Source organism: Pseudomaricurvus alkylphenolicus, from assembly GCF_011683955.1.
GTDB classification, from domain to species: Bacteria; Pseudomonadota; Gammaproteobacteria; order Pseudomonadales; family Cellvibrionaceae; genus Pseudomaricurvus; species Pseudomaricurvus alkylphenolicus.
On record NZ_JAAQPI010000002.1, the window covers coordinates 399,990 to 418,405 of the forward strand.

Here is an 18,416-nt window from a genome sequence, read left to right on the forward strand (position 1 = left end):
GTGGCTATTCCTTCTCTTCAATTTGTAGGACTTGTGGGCGCTCCACCCAACCGTCAACACCATTTGGTACGATTTCGATCAAGTCTATCTGACGTTCACTTGTATTGATGATGCGACCGTGATTTTTACCCAGGTAGTTACCGTCAGTTACCCGGTGAATCCCACCTTCGCCATCATCGATTAAAGCCCAGAGGGTATCGGAACCTCGCAGAGTTCCGACCATCTTCAGGCCGGCAATATTAAAGCCTTCCAGGAACTCACGCTCCCGAGTCACATCCGGTTTAACATTGGAGGACTTTCCCACCACCATATGTTGGACATCATCCACAGGCGGATCAAAGGGGCTGCGCAGTGTCATCGCGCTGTAAGAAAAGCTCTCGTAGGGCACAAACGGCGGCAAAGGCTCAATCTGGCCGGCCGGGCGACGTTTTGTCTCCTCAATAAAATCGCGCAGGTCCTGGTGCTTGCCGGAACCACCACAGGCCACCAGCACCAGGGGAGATAGTAATAACAACCCCTTAAACAGGCGACGAAATTGTCTCTGCAGCAACATCATCACTCATCCTTGCTCTTATAGCGATACGTTTTCGCCAGAATGGTCATGTCCAGCATCCCCGACCTTTGGGTACTTTTGGTGATTTTATAATCGTGCAATGTGACGATACGGGGCATACCAGCCACGCCGCTGACAAAGGTACCAAAATCGTGATAGGGCCCGGTCACTCTCACCGAAATCGGCAACTCAATATAGAATTCGGCTGTCTGCTCCGCTCTGAGATCAATACTGTTGATCGTGAGACCGCTGTCAGCCCCTTTTTCATCGATATCTTCGAGCAGACCAGGTACCTCTGTGTCACTGGGAAGCTGCGCGACCAGCACTCCAAAGGACTTCTCCATTTCCTTCATCTGCTCGCGATAGGCCTCCAGGTTAGCCGCCTGAAAGGCTTTCGCCTTGAATGACGTTCGCAGTTGCTCTTCCTGAGCCTGCTCTCGCTTGAGCTGCATATTGAGCTCTTTGATGAACATAAAGTAGGTACCTGCCGCCAGTGCAATCACCACGAGAGCACAAGTGACAACCTTGGCTGCAACGGGCCAAACCCCCATTCGAGTCCAGTCGATATCGTTGATATCGAAGTCATTAAGCTGGTCAATTACGTCTTGCAAAGCCATGATTGCCTACCCCCGTTTCGCTGCCGACTTGGCATCCGAGCCGTCCTCGGATTCTTTGGGCTTGCTGGCCTGAAAGCTCAGAATAAACTCGCTGGCCTGCTCTCCAAAGCTGGGAGCCGCTTTGACGGATTTCAGGTTAGGATCACTAAACCACTCCGACTCATCCAGGTTGCGCATAAACGCTGAAACCCGAACGTTGGACTCGGTGACACCTTTAATGCTGATGTTGTTACCTTTGCGATCCACCGAGTGCAGGAAGATGCCCTCTGGCACGGCCCTAACCAGATCATCAAAGTAGCGAACGATAACGGGGCGCTCACCTTGTAACCCCTGGATCACTTTCATTCGGGCCAACAGCTCCTCACGGCGTTGCTTGAGCTTGCGAATTTCCTCAACCTTGGCATTGAGCGCAGCAATCTCGGTCTCCAACATGGCGTTACGCTGTTTTTGGTCATCAATGGCGCCATTAATAATGCTGATCCAGATATAACAACCCACGGCTGCGACCACCGCCACAGAACCGAGAATAGTGAGGAATTCCTGCTGTTTTTGCCGCCTGAATTCGTCCCGCCAGGGGAGTAAATTAATCTTGGCCATCAGTCAAAGCTCCTCATCGCCAATCCGGCGGCGATCATCAAAGCCGGGGCGTCACTCGCCAGTGCCGTCGCATTGACTTTGGGTGACACACTCATGTTGGCAAACGGGTTGGCCACGCTGACCGGAGTGCCCAGTTTCTCACTGATCAAACCGCCCAGCCCCTCCAGAGAAGCGACGCCACCCGCGAGCACAATATGGTCCACATCGTTGTACTGGCTTGAGGAAAAGAAGAACTGCAGAGAACGGGTTACTTGTTGAACAACCGCATCCTTGAAGGGATCGAGCACCTCGGTTTCGTAGTCATCCGGAAGGCCACCCTGTTTTTTGGCCAGGCCCGCTTCTTCCACCGACAGGCCATAACGACGTTGAATCTCCTCCGTTAACTGCTTGCCACCAAACAGCTGCTCGCGGGTATAGACCGTTTTGCCTCCTACCAGCACACTGAGGGTCGTCATTGTGGAGCCTATATCGAGAATCGCCACCACTTGGTCTTCCTGATCTTCGAACTGCTCGGAGATAAGACCAAAGGCACGCTCCATCGTATAAGCTTCAACATCCACTACCTTGGGATTGAGATTCGCCAGCTCCAACGCTGTCACGCGCAGATCGACGTTCTCTCTTCGACAAGCCGCCAGCAATACATCAACCTGCTCGGGATTGCTCTCGGAGATTCCCTGAACTTCGAAATCAAGAGCCACCTCTTCGAGGGGGTAGGGGATATATTGATCAGCCTCAAGGGTAATCTGGGTTTCCAGTACCTCTTCGCTCATACCACCCGGCATCTCAATCATTTTGGTAATCACAGCTGAGCCGGCCACTGCCACAGCGGCGTCCTTGGCTCGAGAGCTGGACTGTTTGACGACACTCCTGAGTGCTTCACCAACCGCCTCTACTTCGTTGATGTTTTTTTCCACCACGGCGTTGGGGGGAAGCGCTTTTACCGCATAACTTTCTACGCGATAACGGTCCCCCTGGCGACTCAGTTCCAGTAATTTCACAGACGTTGAGCTGATATCGAGCCCTAAAAGGGGCTTCGTATTCCGCTCCAAGAAACCCAAAATCCCCATTTTTCTATCAATTTCCGTAACTTAGGTGCACTTTATGTTATAGCACTTTAACTTAAGCCTGCAACAATGCAGACCGTATGTAAACCCTTAAAAACAGCTTATAATGCCGGACATGACTTCATCGGCCAGCTAAGCCATTAATTCCCTTAGAAAAAATGACTGTTAAACAAAAGTACCTAAAACTGGCTTTTTGGCTGCTTCTTACTGCCGGCAGCGGCACACTCGCCCTGTTTTCAGGGATATATCTATACCTTAGTCCCAAATTGCCGGAAGTGGAGACTCTTCGCCAAGTTAAATTACAGACCCCTTTGCGGGTATTTTCCACCGATGGTCAGCTGATCGGTGAATTTGGCGAAAAACGTCGCACTCCTATCAGCATCGAAGAGGCGCCTCAGCAATTTATCGACGCCATTTTAGCCGCTGAAGATGACCGATTTTACTCCCATCCCGGTGTTGATATTAAAGGTCTTTTGCGAGCAGCTTCACAATTATTGCAATCGGGACAGATTCAGACGGGAGGAAGCACCATCACCATGCAGGTGGCGAGAAACTTTTTCCTGACTCGCAAACAGACGTTTACCCGTAAATTCAATGAGATTTTGCTGGCATTGCAGATAGAAAAAGAGCTCACCAAACCAGAGATTCTTGAGCTCTATATCAACAAAATCTACCTCGGTAACCGGGCGTACGGAATCGAGGCCGCCGCCCAGGTCTACTATGGCAAGTCAATTGGCGAACTCAACCTGGCTCAATTGGCTATGGTGGCTGGCCTGCCTAAAGCGCCCTCTGCGTACAACCCGATTGTGAACCCTGAACGCGCGCTGTTGAGACGTAACTGGATCCTTGGTCGCATGTTATCGCTCGACTATATCGATGCAGGTCAATACAACCAGGCGGTTGAGGCACCGGTAACAGCGGTATACCACGGCTCTAAACTCGAAGTACATGCTCCCTATATTGCCGAAATGGCGCGAAAGGAAGCTCTCGATCTGTTGGGCCCCTCTGCCTATACCGATGGTTTTCGCCTTTATACAACGGTGAATTCCCGCCTTCAGGAGAGAGCACAAAGTGCCGTAGTAGATGGATTGCTCAACTACGACCAACGGCATGGTTACAGAGGCCCACAGGCCCGACTGCCGTTGCCGGAAGGGGTCAGTCCCGAGGACTATATCCACGTAAAAGAGCCCGATGAGAGCAAAGAGCCCATCGTACCGGAAGGCGAAGAGCTTACCGATGTCCCGCTGGAAGAAGAACAGGAAGCCAAGGAAATACTGCCACTGCCATTACTCGAATGGCAAAAAGCCCTTAAGGACTATAGGAAAATCGGTGGTCTTCACGCCGTTGCGGTAACCGCCTTGCACGAAAAACAGGTTGAGTTTGTGTTGGCCGATGGAGACGAAGGTGTCATAGAGTGGGACAACGGATTGTCTTCCGCGCGGGCCTATATCAGCGAAAATCGTCGTGGCCCCAAGCCTAAGAGCACAACAGATCTTTTTACCATTGGCGATGTGATTAGAGTGCGTCAAAAGGGCCAGAGCTGGCATCTGTCACAGATTCCAGCGGCGCAAGCAGCACTGGTGGCTCTCAACCCTCAAAATGGCGCCATCATTTCCCTGGTAGGTGGATTCGACTTTTATCAAAGTCATTTTAATCGCGCGATACAAGCTGAGCGTCAGCCAGGGTCCAACTTTAAGCCCTTCATCTACACGGCAGCATTGGAAAACGGCCTGACACCGGCCACTGTCATCAACGATGCACCTATTGTGTTTGACGACGCCTCCCTGGAGGGCACCTGGCGGCCTGAAAATGCCAGCGGCAAGTTTTTTGGTCCCACCCGTTTGAGACGTGCCCTCTACAAATCGCGCAATCTGGTATCTATTCGGGTACTGAGAAGTATTGGCGTGGAAAACGCCATTGCCGGCATGGATCGCTATGGATTTGATCCCGAACTTTTGCCCAAGGATTTATCTCTGGCCCTTGGCAGCTATGCGATGACGCCCCTGCAGGTGGCCACCGGTTACACAGTGTTTGCCAACGGTGGTTACAAAGTCGCCCCCTTCCTGATCGAACGGATTGAAAACGTAGATAACCAGGTGGTTTACCAGGCGCAGCCGGATACCGTTTGTCAAAGCTGTGAGGAATTGGGCGTCGCCGTCAATACCGAACCCGCTATTGAGCTTTCAGAAGAACAACTCAATGGCGGGGATTTGGCAGCGCTGGAATCTGCCATGGCGCAACAACTGGGCAGGGATCAAGCCAGTTCTGGCAGCACTCGGACACAACTAACTGAAAAAGAATCGCCTTACCCGGTTGCCGAACGGGTTATGAGTCGCCAGGTAGCCTGGCTGGTCGATGATATGCTGCGGGATGTGATCAAAAAAGGAACTGGTCGTCGGGCCAAGGTACTGGAAAGAAACGATCTGGCAGGGAAGACCGGTACCACCAACGGCCCCAAAGACGCTTGGTTCTCCGGCTACAATTCTCACATCGTGGCGACGACCTGGCTTGGATTTGATCAGAACCTGCCGCTCGGAAAGCGAGAATATGGCGGCACCTCGGCACTGCCAATTTGGATAGATTACATGCGAATGGCGTTGGACGGGGTGCCTGAAACCGCGCGCTCGTTACCCGATGGTCTGGTGTCAGTGCGAATCGATCCCGCCACCGGCAAACGTGCCCGCCCCAATCAGAAGGATGCGATTTTCGAAACATTTGAAACCAGTCAGGTACCGGCCTTAGGCCAGGAGCCGGCGCCGAACCTGGAAACCAGCGGACGTGATCACCGTGGCGAAACCTTGCCTGAGGAATTGTTCTGAACCACAAGGTGCTGCTCTGAGCGAAGTGACATTGCCCCAGAGACAGAAAAAATCCATAAAAAAACCGCCGAACGGCGGTTTTTTTATGTGGCGGACATCAACGCTTAGCAATCTTCAACTGACTCCAGAGGATAATGGCTGGGGTAGGGCAGGCGCGCCACGCCGGTATCCACCGCAGCTTTGGCTACCGCTGCAGCCACTTCACCCAGCAAGCGAGGATCCGTTGGCTTAGGAAGAATGTATTCGCGGCCAAAACTCAGAGTCACCCCACCATAACCGGCTTCAACCTCGGCGGGTACGTCCTGTTTGGCCAATCCGCGGATGGCTTCCACCGCCGCCAGCTTCATTTGCTCATTGATCGCTGTCGCACGTACATCCAGGGTGCCACGGAACAGGAATGGGAAGCACAGTACATTGTTAACCTGATTGGGATAGTCAGAGCGGCCAGTCGCCATGATCAAATCATCGCGGGTCTCGTTGGCCAGGGCCGGGCTGATTTCAGGATCGGGATTGGAGCAGGCAAAAACCACGGGTCTTTCTGCCATTTTGCTCAGATTTTCCGCCGACAGCAGATCAGGACCGGACACACCCAGGAAGGCATCCGCCCCCTCAATAGCATCATCCAGAGTACGTGCATCGGTTTCATTGGCAAACTGCGATTTGTACTCGTTCAGGTTGTCACGGCCAGCGTAAATGACCCCCTTGCTATCGAGCATAGTGATATTTTCGCGTTTGGCGCCCGCACTGACCATCAAGGTGCAGCAGGCGTGGGCAGCAGCGCCCGCGCCAAGACAGACAATTTTCGCTTCATCGATACGCTTGCCCTGAATTTCCAGTGCGTTGAGCATACCGGCGACAGTGACAATGGCAGTTCCGTGTTGATCGTCGTGGAAGATAGGCACCTGGCAACGCTCAATCAGTGCCTTTTCAATTTGGAAGCACTCTGGTGCCTTGATATCTTCGAGATTAATACCACCCCAGGTGTTGGCAATTGACGCAACAGTTTCAATGAAGGCCTCGGGGCTTTCACTTTCTACCTCAACATCCACGGAGTCGATACCGGCAAAGCGCTTGAACAGCAGGCTCTTGCCCTCCATGACCGGCTTACTGGCGAGCGGACCCAGGTTACCCAGGCCAAGGATGGCACTGCCGTCGGTAATCACGGCGACCAGATTACCTTTCGCGGTGTACTTGAACGCGTTCTCGGCGTCCTTGGCAATTTCCCGCACCGGCTCAGCCACACCTGGGCTATAAGCCAGCGAAAGGTCTTCCTGGGTTTCAGCAGGAGTGGTTAACTCCACACTGAGTTTGCCCGGCTTTGGAAAGGCGTGATAATCCAAAGCCGCCTTCTTTAATGTATCTGACATGTTCTTGTCCGTCCGCTCTGAGGCGTCATAATTTTAGGGGGCGTGAAGAATACCGAAGGGCCCAGTGCGACTCAAGTGCCGTTCGGGCCCAACATTGTGCTTAAATTGGCCAATTCGCAGTTCAAAACCGCCTCTTTAAGGCCCATTCAAGCAGTTAAAGATGACAATTTTTCACCATACGGCCAATTTCCCTGCCTTTATGTCCAGTCTCAATAGCCCTTATTTTTGAGTGGTTTTAGGTCATCAAAGGCCAGTGTGGGTATTTTTACATCTGCATAAACGACAAAAGCGCCCAGGGGGCGCTTTTGTTGATCAGCCTTTACTGCTGAATCCGAGCGCGTTTTACTTGCCGCCGATACGGCTGCCAAAACGCTTCTTGAATTTGTCGACGCGGCCACCAGTGCTCGCTTGCTTCTGCTTACCGGTATAAAAAGGATGGCAGTTGGAGCATACGTCCAGGTGCATCTCTGTGGCCTTTGTAGAGCCAGTCTTGATGACATTGCCGCAGCTGCAGGTTGCGGTCATTTCGCCGTAGTTAGGATGGATATCAGCTTTCATGGTTTTCGCCTTAGTGTCGTTTGTGTGCCGCCACTCGATCTTGTGCCGAGCACCGCACACCGGTTAATCTTAGCGGGCTAAAAATAAGACGGCGCATACTACCAGAACCATTCGCCAGTGCAACACTTTGTGTACTTTTTCGACATGCTGGTCATACCGTCGACCCACCATTAGGACCTACCACAAAAACATGCCTCCCCCCCTGACAGATTCGTTCTTCCCCATGAGTACAGCGGGGGTCGTCGCTGTGGCACTGCCCACTCCCCTGCGTCGCACCTTCGACTACCTGTTGCCCGATGGTGTCGCAGTCCCGGAACCCGGCACCCGTGTCGCAGTCAAATTCGGCAATCAGCAGCTGCTGGGTATTGTCATCGAAACCCGTTCTGATTCGGAGCTCCCTATAGAGAAACTGCGGCCTTTGGATTCTGTACTGGACAAGACGCCGCTGCTCCCCCAAGAGTTACTTCAACTGTGCAAATGGTCTTCGGACTATTATCACCATCCCCTGGGTGAAGTCCTGGCCACAGCTATACCCACGGCGTTGCGACAAGGAGAAGCCGCTCACCTGCAACGGGAAAAAGCCTGGCGTCTGACTCCGCAAGGGCGTGAATGTGCTCCGGACAAGCTGAAGCGAGCCCCCAAACAGCTTGCCCTGTGGCGCCAGCTATCGGTTCTTGGACCTGACCAACATTTGCTGCACAAAGACTTGTTGCTACAAGAAATCAGCCGCAGCGCCCTCAAAGGGCTCGAAGACAAGGGCCTGACAGAAGCGGTAGAGGTTGATCCCGTGCCACTGGCATCACCGAAACTTCTGGCGGAGCCACCGCTGCAGCTCAATTGCGAGCAGGCCGACGCTCTGGAGAATATTGCGTCCACCCAATTTGCAACCTATCTGCTATATGGAACCACCGGCAGTGGCAAAACCGAAGTCTATCTGCAGGCGATTGCCAAGGCTCTGGAACAAGGCAAACAGGCACTGGTGTTAATCCCGGAGATAGGGCTGACGCCACAAACTCTGTCGAGATTTCGCCGACGCTTCCACAGGCCCATGGCAGTCATGCATTCAGGTTTGAGCGACAGCGAACGAAAACAAGCCTGGTTGCTGGCCGCTAACGGACAGGCCGATATCATTATCGGTACCCGCTCTGCGATTTTTACCCCTTTGCCCAAAGCAGGCATCGTCATTCTCGATGAAGAACACGACAGTTCGTTTAAGCAACAGGATGGTTTTCGCTATTCAGCCCGTGACCTCGCCGCTGTACGCTGTCACCGTCTGGGCATCCCGTTGGTACTCGGCAGTGCCACTCCATCGCTGGAGAGCTATTACAACGCACACCAACAGCGATATCGCTTACTCACTCTGACCACTCGGGCGGGAGAGGCCAAAGCGCCCGAAATCGAACTGATTGATCTCAAACGTCAGCCCTTGCAGGACGGCATGACCCAAGCATTGCTGGATCAGGTGCAACTGCACCTGCAAAGCGGCAATCAGGTACTGGTATTCCTAAACCGCCGCGGTTTTGCCCCTACCTTGATGTGCCATGATTGTGGCTGGATCAGCCAATGCCCTGCTTGTGATGCGCGACTGACGGTGCACCAGACACCCAGCCACCTGCACTGTCACCACTGTGACTACCAACGCCCGCTGATCAGTCAATGCCCCAACTGCCAAAGTCTGGAACTGCACTGTGTGGGACAAGGCACCGAGCGCACAGAAATGACTCTGCAGCAGACTTTTGAGGACTATGCGGTCATAAGGGTCGATCGGGATACCACCCGCCGTAAAGATGCGATGCAGAACATCGTGGATAAGGTGAACGAAGGAGAACCCTGTATCCTGGTGGGCACGCAGATGTTGGCCAAGGGGCATCACTTCCCCAATGTGACTCTGGTGGCAATTCTTGACGCCGATGGCGGCTTATTCAGCACGGATTTTCGCGGACCGGAAAAAATGGGGCAGTTGTTGTTGCAGGTATCCGGAAGAGCGGGACGGGCCCATAAGCCGGGCAAGGTGCTGATCCAGAGCCACCTCTGTGACCATCCACTGCTGCAGACATTGCTTCGCCAGGGATACAGCGCCTATGCAAATTTGTTACTGCAGGAGCGGCAAGTTGCACAATTGCCGCCCTTGCGGCCGATGGTATTGCTCCGGGCCGAATCGAAACGCGCGGAGAACGCCTTTCAGTTTTTGGACTGGGCTCGCAGAGCCGCCGAGCAACTGCATCCCTCCAGTCCGGAGCTTCAGTACCTGGGGCCACTGCCTGCACCGATGGAGAAACGCAATCAGCGCTATCGCTACCAGCTACAGATCAGCGCCAATCAGCGAGGCAGGCTGCACCACTTGCTCAAACCGCTTCTGGAGCAACTGGACCAGGCGCCGCTGGCGAGACGATGCCGTTGGTCTGTTGATGTTGATCCACAGGACATGACCTGACTCTGTGTTAATGTCGGCGCCTTCAAGTACAATTCCACAGATTCACCGCATCCCGGCCGGAATTCAAGACAGAAAGACCCCAGAAACTATGACCCGAGATTTTGCCAAGAAACCCCGCAACGGCGGAGGCCCCAAAGCCGATCGCAACCCAGAGCGCAAGCCCGCGCGGAAAACCGCTCGCCAGCAAGAGGCGCCTCCAGCGCCCAGACGCTCCCAGGTACCCGCTTGGGTATGGCTGTTCACAGGAGCGGTTTTGGGTGCATTTATCATGTTTCTCGTCTATCTGTCGGGTATCGCCCCCAGCTCAACCAGCGAAATCAAGAATCCGGTCGCGGACCAAACACAGCCGCAAACCGCTGTTCCCAAACCGAGGTTTGACTTTTACCAGCTGCTCAAAGAGTCGGAGGTGGTTGTCCAACAGACACCAAATACCGAGCCCAAAACCCAGCCCGACCAACAGCAGCAAGAATACATCTTGCAAGTGGGCTCTTTTAAGCGCAGTAAAGACGCTGATCGCCTGCGAGCAGAACTGATTCTGATGAACCTCCAGGCCCGGGTGGAAACAGTGACCGTCCGCAACGGCGAGACCTGGCACCGGGTACTGGTGGGTCCCTTCCAGTCACAGTCACGACTGGCCAAGGCTCGCAGCACTTTGGTGTCCAACGACATTAATCCACTGCTGCTGAAGCGCAAGAAGTCTTGAACAGGCTTGAATTTCTGCCCTGCACCCTCAAATAAAGAGACATCAAACGCAATCGACACAAAGGATCCCCAGTGGAACAATATCGAGGCACCACTATTCTCTCCGTGCGCCGCAACGGCAAAGTTGTCATCGGCGGCGACGGGCAGGTCTCCATGGGCAATACCGTGATGAAGGGCAACGCCCGCAAGGTTCGCAGACTTTATAAGGATCAGGTACTGGCCGGCTTTGCAGGGGGTACCGCTGATGCTTTCACCCTGTTTGAACGCTTCGAGGCCAAGCTTGAGGCCCACAATGGCCAACTGGTGCGGGCCGCCGTTGAACTGGCTAAAGACTGGCGCACAGACCGGGCTCTGCGGCGGTTAGAGGCTCTGCTGGCGGTGGCCGATAAGGACGCCTCATTGATCATCACCGGCAATGGCGATGTGATTCAACCGGAGCAGGACATCATTGCCATCGGTTCCGGCGGTCCTTTTGCCCAATCTGCCGCACGCGCCCTGTTTGAAAACACCGAAATGGAGGCGCGCGATATTGTCTCCAAAGGGCTCGGTATCGCCGGCGACATTTGCGTCTATACCAATCACAACCACACGATCGAAGAACTGGCTTACGGTTAAGAAGAATTACTATGTCTGACATGACTCCCCGGGAAATTGTTCACGAACTGGACAAACACATCGTTGGCCAAGCCAATGCCAAGCGTGCCGTTGCCATCGCACTGCGCAACCGCTGGCGCCGGATGCAGCTGGAAGAAGGGCTGCGCAACGAAATCACCCCCAAAAACATCCTCATGATCGGTCCCACCGGCGTGGGCAAAACAGAAATCGCGCGTCGTCTGGCCAAGCTGGCCAACGCCCCGTTTATCAAGGTAGAAGCTACCAAGTTCACCGAAGTGGGCTATGTGGGACGCGATGTTGAATCGATCGTTCGGGATCTGGTGGATCGCTCCATCAAGCTGCACCGCGAGCAAGAAATGAAGAAGGTAGAACATCGTGCCAGCGATGCGGCCGAGGAACGTATTCTCGACGCTCTGTTGCCGCCGGCCCGCGGCGAAGACCTGAAGGAAACCACCGAATCGGCCACTCGCCAGATTTTCCGTAAAAAGCTGCGCGAGGGAGAGCTGGATGAAAAGGAAATTGAAATCGAGGTCGCCACCACACCCGTCGGCGTTGAAATTATGGCGCCCCCAGGCATGGAAGACATGACCAGCCAACTGCAAAACATGTTCTCATCCATGTCCTCCGGCAAGACCAAAGCGACCAAGTTGACGGTAAAGCAGGCGTTTAAGCAACTGCGTGACGAAGAAGCCGCCAAACTGGTCAACGAGGAAGAAATGAAAAGCCGCGCTATCAGCGCTGCCGAACAAAACGGCATTGTCTTTATCGATGAGATCGACAAAGTCGCCAAGCGCAGCGAAGGAGCCGGCGCCGATGTGTCTCGGGAAGGGGTGCAACGGGATCTGTTGCCATTAATCGAAGGCTGCACGGTCAGTACCAAGCACGGCATGATCAAAACCGATCACATACTGTTTATTGCCTCCGGCGCTTTCCACCTGGCCAGACCCTCTGACCTGATTCCTGAACTGCAGGGGCGTTTACCCATTCGCGTAGAGCTGGAAGCCCTCACGCCGGACGACTTTGAACGTATTCTGACCGAACCCGATGCCTCCTTGACCGAACAGCAGGTAGCGCTGTTGCAGACCGAGGGGACACAGCTGGCATTTACCGAGGATGGTATTCGACGTATCGCGGAAACCGCCTACGAGGTAAATGAACGCACTGAAAACATAGGCGCCCGCCGCCTGCACACTATTATGGAGCGCCTGCTGGAAGATATCTCCTTTGAAGCCGGCGATGGCACCAACCAGCTGACCATCGATGGAGCCTACGTTGACAGTCACCTCGGTGAATTGGCACAGGACGAAGACCTCAGCCGATTTATACTGTAAGCACGATTCGGTAAACGATATTGGCCATGGTACCCAGCAAAATCAAATTGCATAAACAGAGCCGCACCCTGGAAGTGCACTTCGGCACTGAACAGTTCGTACTCAGTGCCGAGTTGCTGCGGGTACTGTCGCCCTCTGCGGAAGTCCGGGGCCATGGCCCCGGGCAAGAAGTCCTTCAACACGGCAAGAAAAATGTGGCCATTTCCGCCATCGAACCGGCGGGCAACTACGCGATTAAGATCGTCTTTGACGACGGCCATGATTCAGGCTTTTACAGCTGGGAATACCTGCTGGAGTTGGGTAGAGAGAAGGACACTCTCTGGGATGACTATCTGCAAAAATTGCACGACAAGCAGCTCAGTCGCGACCCCGATACTCAGGTTGTTCGCTTGTTGTAGACGATTCTTCAATCCCACACAACAAAGCTTAACCCGCCTTTACCGCCCGCGTCGCTATTATGCGCCCGTTTTTAGTGCGCTCCGCAAACACGACGGGCCTGCTATTGTGTTATAAGTAGTCTGTTTATCCCCCTCCTGTTGTCACAAGGACTCCGGTATGCCGTCCCCTCTGCGCTCTTTCGCATCGCTTTCCACTGCATTGGTTTCACTTCTGCTGCTCAATGCCTGCACTTCGGAGGCGCCTCCGCAAGCACCGCCTCCACCAGCCGTCAGTGTCATTGAAGTGGGCAGTCAGGAAGTCGGCGAGTACTGGGAAGCCGTCGCCCGAACCGAAGCTTATAAATCCGTAGACCTTAAAGCTCGGGTAGAGGGAGTTATTACCAAACGCTTGTTCATTGAAGGGCAGGACATCGATAAAGATCAATTGCTGTTTGAGATCGACAGAGCCAATTACGAAGCCAAGCTGGAGGAAGCCGAAGCCAATCTCAAGAGCGCCCAGGCAGAGAGAAAACGCACGGCACGAGACTATGAACGGGGCAAGGATCTTCGGCCCAAGGGTTATATCAGTCAATCCGATCTCGACACCCTGGCCAGCAATGCTGCCAAAGCCAGTGCCTCTGAAAAAGCCGCAGAAGCTGCCCTGCATAATGCTCAGGTCAACCTGGATTACACCCACATTCGCGCACCGTTTGAGGGCACCATTGGCACCGTGCGCTACAACGTTGGTAACCTGGTTGGCCCCAATAGCGATCCGCTGGCGACATTGATTCAGGATAATCCCATCTACGCCAACTTTCAGATTGATGAAAAGTCCTACATCACCTATATCCAGGAATTTATCAAGGAGTATGGTGATACAACACCGCCCCAAGATCTGACCAGTATCACGTTGATGCTGCCTAACGGCACTTCCCACACCCACAAGGGCAGAATCAACTACGCGGGCATTGAGGTAAACCCCACCACAGGCAGTGTTGAACTGCGCGCGGAATTTCCCAACCCCGACCGCATTGTACGTCCTGGCCTCTACGCAACACTGGTGATTGAAAGCACCGAAAGCGCCCGTTTGCCCGTTATCCCCCAGTATGCCGTGCAACAAGGCCAGCAGGGCAGGTTTGTGTTGGTGGTCGACGACTCCAACCGCGTCAAGTCCCGGGCCATTCAAGTGGGTCGTCGTATTGAATCGCTTTGGGTCGTTACCAGCGGCCTTAAAGAAGGGGACCGCCTGATTGTGGACGGCCTGCAGAAAGTGCGCTCGGGCGTTATCGTGCAACCCGTAATGAAGCAACTGGATCCCAAGACCGGCACACTCAAAGCGTCTGCAGAGACTCCCAATGATGAGGCCTGAGCAAGGTCAACGACGGTAATTACCAACCGCCATCCACTCAAGGGACAGAGCCATGTTCAGCCACTTTTTCATCTCTCGACCGAAGTTTGCCTTTGTCATTTCGATTGTTCTGACGCTGGCCGGACTGATCGGCCTGGGTCAACTGCCGGTTAACCTCTATCCCGAAATCACACCACCCCAAGTCAAGATTAACGCTGTTTATCCGGGGGCCAGCGCGCAGGTGGTGGAAGAGGCGCTATTGCGCCCCATTGAAGAACAGATCAATGGGGTGGAAGACATGCTGTATATCGAATCCAGTGCCAGCAATGACGGCGCTGCGGAAATTACTGTCACCTTCAAACAGGGTACTGATCCCGATCTGGCCCAGATTAACGTCCAGAACCGAGTGGCAATTGCAGAACCAAGCCTGCCAAGTGAAGTCACCCGTCAGGGAGTCAGGGTCTCCAAGCAATCAAGCAATATGCTGATGGGGATTAATCTGGTGGCAGATGACCCCAGCCTGGACCGTATCTATCTGTCCAATTACGCCACCAATTTCCTCACCGAACCTCTGGCCCGACTCGAAGGCGTCGGCAGCGTGGCAGTGATGGGGGAGATGAGTTACTCCATGCGCGTGTGGATGGACCCGGTGCGCATGTCCGCACTGAACGTGACGGTATCCGACTTACAGCAAAGCCTGCAGGAACAGAACCTGATCGTCGCAGCCGGTAAAATCGGCGCTGCCCCAACCTCACAGGCACAACAATTCGAATACACCATTCAGACCAGAGGGCGTCTGATCGACGAACAGGAATTCGGCAATACCATCATTCGTGCCCAGGCGGACGGCTCGTTTGTGCGTCTGAGAGATGTGGCGCGGGTGGAAATGGGTTCCCAATCCTACGCATCTGTGGCGAAACTGAATAATCAGGACACCGCTTTTATTGTTATCTACCAACTCTCGGACGCCAACGCCACCGAGGTCGCCCGCAATGTTTACGCGGAGATGGAGAAACTCAGTGAGCGCATGCCGGAAGGGATGTCCTTTAATATCATCTACGACACCACCCGCTTTATTAATCGCTCGATCGACGAAGTGAAGGTGACCCTGTATCAGGCCGTGATACTGGTGATCCTGGTGGTCTTTGTGTTTTTGCAAAACTTTCGGGCCACGCTCATTCCCGCCATTGCCATTCCAGTGTCGCTAGTGGCGACTTTTGCCTTTCTCCTGGTGTTCGGCTTTACCATTAACACCATCACTTTATTTGCCCTGGTGCTGGCGATCGGCATCGTCGTGGACGACGCCATCGTGGTGATCGAGAATGTGGAACGGCTGATGGTAGAGGAAGGACTTGGATCCATTGAGGCCACCAAACGTGCCATGGCCGAGGTATCCGCTCCGATTGTCGCCACCACCTTGGTACTGCTGGCGGTATTTGTGCCGGTTGCCTTTATGCCGGGCATTACCGGTGAGATCTATAAACAGTTTGCCGTCACCATCTCCGTGGCGGTGTGTATCTCCTCCCTTAACGCCCTGACTCTGAGCCCGGCTCTATGTGCAACGCTGTTAAGAGCCGACAAAACCGAGAAAATCCGTCTATTCCGCCCCCTGGAAGCGGGGCTGGAAAGACTCACCAATGGCTACAGCACCCAGGTGCGACGTATTCTTGGGCGTGGGGCGTTGATGCTGGCATTGACCGCAGGCCTGGTGGGCGCGACGGTCTACTTTGCAGCCACCACACCCACCGGTTTTATCCCCAATGAGGACCAGGGCATCCTGATGATGGATGTTCAACTGCCTGATGCCGCCTCGATCAATCGCACTGAAGAGGTCATGAACAAAATCACCGACATTATCCTGGAAGACCCCGGTGTCAGCGACGTAGTCGGCGTTTCCGGCTTTTCTCTGTTGGCCGGTGCGGGCTCCAATCGAGGCTTGGGCATTGTCGTACTCAAGGATTGGGATGTGCGCACCACACCCGAAACCAACATGCGCCGCATCTACAATCGTCTGCTGGGTAAGTTATGGAGCCTGCCCGATGCCCAGGCCATGATCTTCCCCATGCCACCGATTCCGGGTCTCGGTACCAGCTCCGGTTTCGATTTACGGGTGCAGGATTCCCTGGGACGCGCTCCGGAGGAACTGGCTCAGGTCACCAATGGTCTGATTTTTGAAGCCAATAACGACCCTCGTCTGGACCGAGTATTCAGTACCTACCGGGCCAATGTGCCCCAGTATTACCTGGAGGTGGATCGCGATAAGGCCAAAGCTATAGGGGTCTCCCTCAATGAGGTGTTCCTGACCTTGCAGGCCCAGTTGGGGTCGCTCTATATCAATGATTTCAATCGCTTTGGCCGCACTTATCAGGTGATTTTGCAGGCCGATGGAGATTTTCGCTCCAAACCCACCGATCTGGCTCATTTCTACGTGCGCAATAGTCGCGATGAAATGGTGCCCCTGGCCACTCTGGGCCAGCTGCGCCCCATCCTGGGTGCCACCAGCCTCAACCACTTTAATCTCTACCGCTCCACGACAGTCACCGGACAGCCAGCCCCAGGCTACAGCTCTGGTGATGCCATTGCAGCGATTACTGAATTGGCCGAGAGTCTGCCGGAAGGCTATGTGTTTGAATGGGCAGGTCAAACAGCCCAAGAGGTGGAAGCCGGCAATCTGGCACCCCTCCTATTCAGTCTTGCCATCGTGTTTGTCTATCTGTTTTTGGTCGCGCAATACGAGAGCTGGAGTATTCCCCTGGCGGTGTTGGGGACCGTTCCACTGGCCTTGCTGGGTGCCTTTTTCAGCCTCAATCTGGTGGGTCTCGACAACAACCTCTATGCCCAGGTAGGACTGATTCTGCTGATTGGCCTATCCACCAAGACGGCGATCCTGATTGTGGAATTTGCCATGACACAACGCCGGCTAGGCAACAGCATCACCGAAGCGGCCTTCACGGCAGCCCGACTGCGCTTCCGGGCGGTGTTGATGACGGCCCTGTCGTTTGTATTGGGCGTACTGCCGCTGGTGTTCTCCACCGGGCCCGGTGCCGCCAGCCGGATTTCCATTGGTTTTACCGTTCTGGGGGGTATGACTGCAGCCACGGTGCTCGCGACGCTTCTGGTTCCGCTGTTTTACCAGAGCGTTCAACAGTTGCGTGAAAATCTGAACCCCGATAAGCGCTGATCGTCTCTACAATTTAAGCGGGCACTTCTTTGCACTGGGGCTGAGGCGGCGGGTACAATACGCCACCCTTGGCTGCAGTAACCGGATTCTCCTATGAACGACAAGAAAACCACCCATTTTGGCTACCAGCAGGTGCCTGTTGAGGAAAAAGCCGGCAAGGTGGCGGAAGTCTTTCACTCCGTGGCAGCCAAATACGACATCATGAATGACTTGATGTCGGGCGGTATTCACCGCCTCTGGAAGCGCTTTACCATAGAGTTGTCGGGAGTCCGTCGTGGGCATAAGGTACTGGATATTGCCGGCGGCACTGGTGACTTGAGCTACAAGTTTTCCCGCATCGTGGGCCCCGAGGGATTGGTGGTGCTGGCGGATATCAATGAGTCCATGCTGCGGGTCGGCCGGGATCGCCTGACCGATCGCGGAGTCAGTGGCAATCTGGTGGTGAGCCAGGCGGATGCCCAGTATCTGCCCTTCCCGGATAACACCTTCGACTGTATTACCATCGCCTTTGGCTTGCGCAATGTTACCGATAAGGATCTGGCCTTACGCTCCATGCTGCGGGTACTCAAACCCGGTGGCCGCCTGCTGGTGCTGGAGTTCTCCAAACCCCGTAACGAATTGTTGAGCAAAGCCTACGATACTTATTCCTTCCGGGTGCTGCCCTTTATGGGCAAACTGGTCACCAACGATGCCGACAGCTACAGCTATCTGGCAGAGTCCATTCGCATGCATCCCGACCAGCACACGCTCAAGCAGATGATGGAAAATGCCGGCTTTGCCAATGTCGACTACCACGACATGACCGGCGGCATTGTCGCCCTTCACAAGGGAATTAAACCTTAAGCGGCGGACG

At 54.3% G+C, this 18,416-nt stretch carries 15 protein-coding genes; 9 read left to right on the top strand and 6 right to left on the bottom strand.

Translation table 11 applies throughout. The features are described from left to right. Window positions 1–4: 4 nt before the first annotated feature. From HBA55_RS07095 to HBA55_RS07110, 4 genes are read right to left on the bottom strand one after another with little or no spacing between them, the layout of a single operon-like run. On the bottom strand, window positions 5–556 hold the full coding sequence (locus HBA55_RS07095) for a pilus assembly protein PilP (RefSeq protein WP_338109370.1): 552 nt from the start codon (window positions 554–556) through the stop codon (window positions 5–7). Then, window positions 556–1,170, bottom strand: a complete 615-nt coding sequence (locus HBA55_RS07100) for a type IV pilus inner membrane component PilO (RefSeq protein WP_166988826.1) — start codon at window positions 1,168–1,170, stop codon at window positions 556–558. Before HBA55_RS07100 ends, HBA55_RS07095 begins: the two co-directional genes overlap by 1 nt. A 6-nt stretch (window positions 1,171–1,176) precedes the next feature. Then, on the bottom strand, window positions 1,177–1,767 hold the full coding sequence (locus HBA55_RS07105; RefSeq protein ID WP_166988828.1) for a PilN domain-containing protein: 591 nt from the start codon (window positions 1,765–1,767) through the stop codon (window positions 1,177–1,179). Then, window positions 1,767–2,834 carry a pilus assembly protein PilM gene (locus tag HBA55_RS07110; RefSeq protein WP_166988830.1) on the bottom strand — a complete coding sequence of 356 codons (1,068 nt, stop codon included), beginning with the start codon at window positions 2,832–2,834 and terminating at the stop codon, window positions 1,767–1,769. The genes HBA55_RS07105 and HBA55_RS07110 overlap by 1 nt, the downstream gene beginning before the upstream one ends. Window positions 2,835–2,989: 155 nt before the next feature. Here HBA55_RS07110 and HBA55_RS07115 point away from each other — a divergent pair, with 155 nt between their 5' ends. Beyond that, window positions 2,990–5,650 carry a penicillin-binding protein 1A gene (locus tag HBA55_RS07115; RefSeq protein WP_166988832.1) on the top strand — a complete coding sequence of 887 codons (2,661 nt, stop codon included), beginning with the start codon at window positions 2,990–2,992 and terminating at the stop codon, window positions 5,648–5,650. 104 nt (window positions 5,651–5,754) lie between these two features. On the opposite strand, the gene HBA55_RS07120 is transcribed toward HBA55_RS07115, so the two are convergent. Further along, a complete protein-coding gene (locus HBA55_RS07120; protein ID WP_166988834.1) occupies window positions 5,755–7,017 on the bottom strand; it encodes a malic enzyme-like NAD(P)-binding protein in 1,263 nt (420 codons plus the stop codon). 342 nt (window positions 7,018–7,359) lie between these two features. Next, complete coding sequence (rpmE, locus tag HBA55_RS07125; RefSeq protein ID WP_166988836.1) at window positions 7,360–7,575, bottom strand: 50S ribosomal protein L31; 216 nt, start codon at window positions 7,573–7,575, stop codon at window positions 7,360–7,362. Between the two features lie 190 nt (window positions 7,576–7,765). Here rpmE and HBA55_RS07130 point away from each other — a divergent pair, with 190 nt between their 5' ends. The 8 genes from HBA55_RS07130 to ubiE all read left to right on the top strand — a co-directional run bounded on the left by HBA55_RS07130 (window position 7,766) and on the right by ubiE (window position 18,406). Further along, a complete protein-coding gene (locus HBA55_RS07130) occupies window positions 7,766–10,009 on the top strand; it encodes a primosomal protein N' (protein ID WP_240945944.1) in 2,244 nt (747 codons plus the stop codon). 88 nt (window positions 10,010–10,097) lie between these two features. Further along, window positions 10,098–10,712: an SPOR domain-containing protein gene (locus tag HBA55_RS07135; RefSeq protein WP_166988838.1), complete on the top strand. Its 615-nt coding sequence runs from the start codon at window positions 10,098–10,100 to the stop codon at window positions 10,710–10,712. A 71-nt stretch (window positions 10,713–10,783) separates the two neighbouring features. Continuing rightward, window positions 10,784–11,326, top strand: coding sequence for an ATP-dependent protease subunit HslV (gene hslV, locus HBA55_RS07140; RefSeq protein ID WP_166988840.1), 543 nt, complete (start codon window positions 10,784–10,786; stop codon window positions 11,324–11,326). An 11-nt stretch (window positions 11,327–11,337) separates the two neighbouring features. After that, window positions 11,338–12,657, top strand: coding sequence for an ATP-dependent protease ATPase subunit HslU (gene hslU, locus HBA55_RS07145; RefSeq protein WP_166988842.1), 1,320 nt, complete (start codon window positions 11,338–11,340; stop codon window positions 12,655–12,657). A 26-nt stretch (window positions 12,658–12,683) separates the two neighbouring features. After that, entirely contained in the window at window positions 12,684–13,055 is a 372-nt protein-coding gene (locus HBA55_RS07150; protein WP_166988845.1) for a gamma-butyrobetaine hydroxylase family protein, read from the top strand. A 157-nt stretch (window positions 13,056–13,212) separates the two neighbouring features. After that, on the top strand, window positions 13,213–14,403 hold the full coding sequence (locus tag HBA55_RS07155) for an efflux RND transporter periplasmic adaptor subunit (RefSeq protein ID WP_166988847.1): 1,191 nt from the start codon (window positions 13,213–13,215) through the stop codon (window positions 14,401–14,403). A 52-nt stretch (window positions 14,404–14,455) separates the two neighbouring features. Further along, window positions 14,456–17,563: an efflux RND transporter permease subunit gene (locus HBA55_RS07160; RefSeq protein ID WP_166988849.1), complete on the top strand. Its 3,108-nt coding sequence runs from the start codon at window positions 14,456–14,458 to the stop codon at window positions 17,561–17,563. Window positions 17,564–17,656: 93 nt separating this feature from the next. Next, on the top strand, window positions 17,657–18,406 hold the full coding sequence (ubiE, locus tag HBA55_RS07165; RefSeq protein WP_166988851.1) for a bifunctional demethylmenaquinone methyltransferase/2-methoxy-6-polyprenyl-1,4-benzoquinol methylase UbiE: 750 nt from the start codon (window positions 17,657–17,659) through the stop codon (window positions 18,404–18,406). Window positions 18,407–18,416 lie beyond the last annotated feature (10 nt).

What these genes read in the sequence shown, in the direction of transcription:
- HBA55_RS07095 (WP_338109370.1), bottom strand. Translation starts at nt 556, where the DNA reads ATGATGTTGCTGCAGAGACAATTTCGTCGCCTGTTTAAGGGGTTGTTA.
- HBA55_RS07100 (WP_166988826.1), bottom strand. Translation starts at nt 1,170, where the DNA reads ATGGCTTTGCAAGACGTAATTGACCAGCTTAATGACTTCGATATCAAC.
- HBA55_RS07105 (WP_166988828.1), bottom strand. Translation starts at nt 1,767, where the DNA reads ATGGCCAAGATTAATTTACTCCCCTGGCGGGACGAATTCAGGCGGCAA.
- HBA55_RS07110 (WP_166988830.1), bottom strand. Translation starts at nt 2,834, where the DNA reads ATGGGGATTTTGGGTTTCTTGGAGCGGAATACGAAGCCCCTTTTAGGG.
- HBA55_RS07115 (WP_166988832.1), top strand. Translation starts at nt 2,990, where the DNA reads ATGACTGTTAAACAAAAGTACCTAAAACTGGCTTTTTGGCTGCTTCTT.
- HBA55_RS07120 (WP_166988834.1), bottom strand. Translation starts at nt 7,017, where the DNA reads ATGTCAGATACATTAAAGAAGGCGGCTTTGGATTATCACGCCTTTCCA.
- rpmE (WP_166988836.1), bottom strand. Translation starts at nt 7,575, where the DNA reads ATGAAAGCTGATATCCATCCTAACTACGGCGAAATGACCGCAACCTGC.
- HBA55_RS07130 (WP_240945944.1), top strand. Translation starts at nt 7,766, where the DNA reads ATGCCTCCCCCCCTGACAGATTCGTTCTTCCCCATGAGTACAGCGGGG.
- HBA55_RS07135 (WP_166988838.1), top strand. Translation starts at nt 10,098, where the DNA reads ATGACCCGAGATTTTGCCAAGAAACCCCGCAACGGCGGAGGCCCCAAA.
- hslU (WP_166988842.1), top strand. Translation starts at nt 11,338, where the DNA reads ATGTCTGACATGACTCCCCGGGAAATTGTTCACGAACTGGACAAACAC.
- HBA55_RS07150 (WP_166988845.1), top strand. Translation starts at nt 12,684, where the DNA reads ATGGTACCCAGCAAAATCAAATTGCATAAACAGAGCCGCACCCTGGAA.
- HBA55_RS07155 (WP_166988847.1), top strand. Translation starts at nt 13,213, where the DNA reads ATGCCGTCCCCTCTGCGCTCTTTCGCATCGCTTTCCACTGCATTGGTT.
- HBA55_RS07160 (WP_166988849.1), top strand. Translation starts at nt 14,456, where the DNA reads ATGTTCAGCCACTTTTTCATCTCTCGACCGAAGTTTGCCTTTGTCATT.
- ubiE (WP_166988851.1), top strand. Translation starts at nt 17,657, where the DNA reads ATGAACGACAAGAAAACCACCCATTTTGGCTACCAGCAGGTGCCTGTT.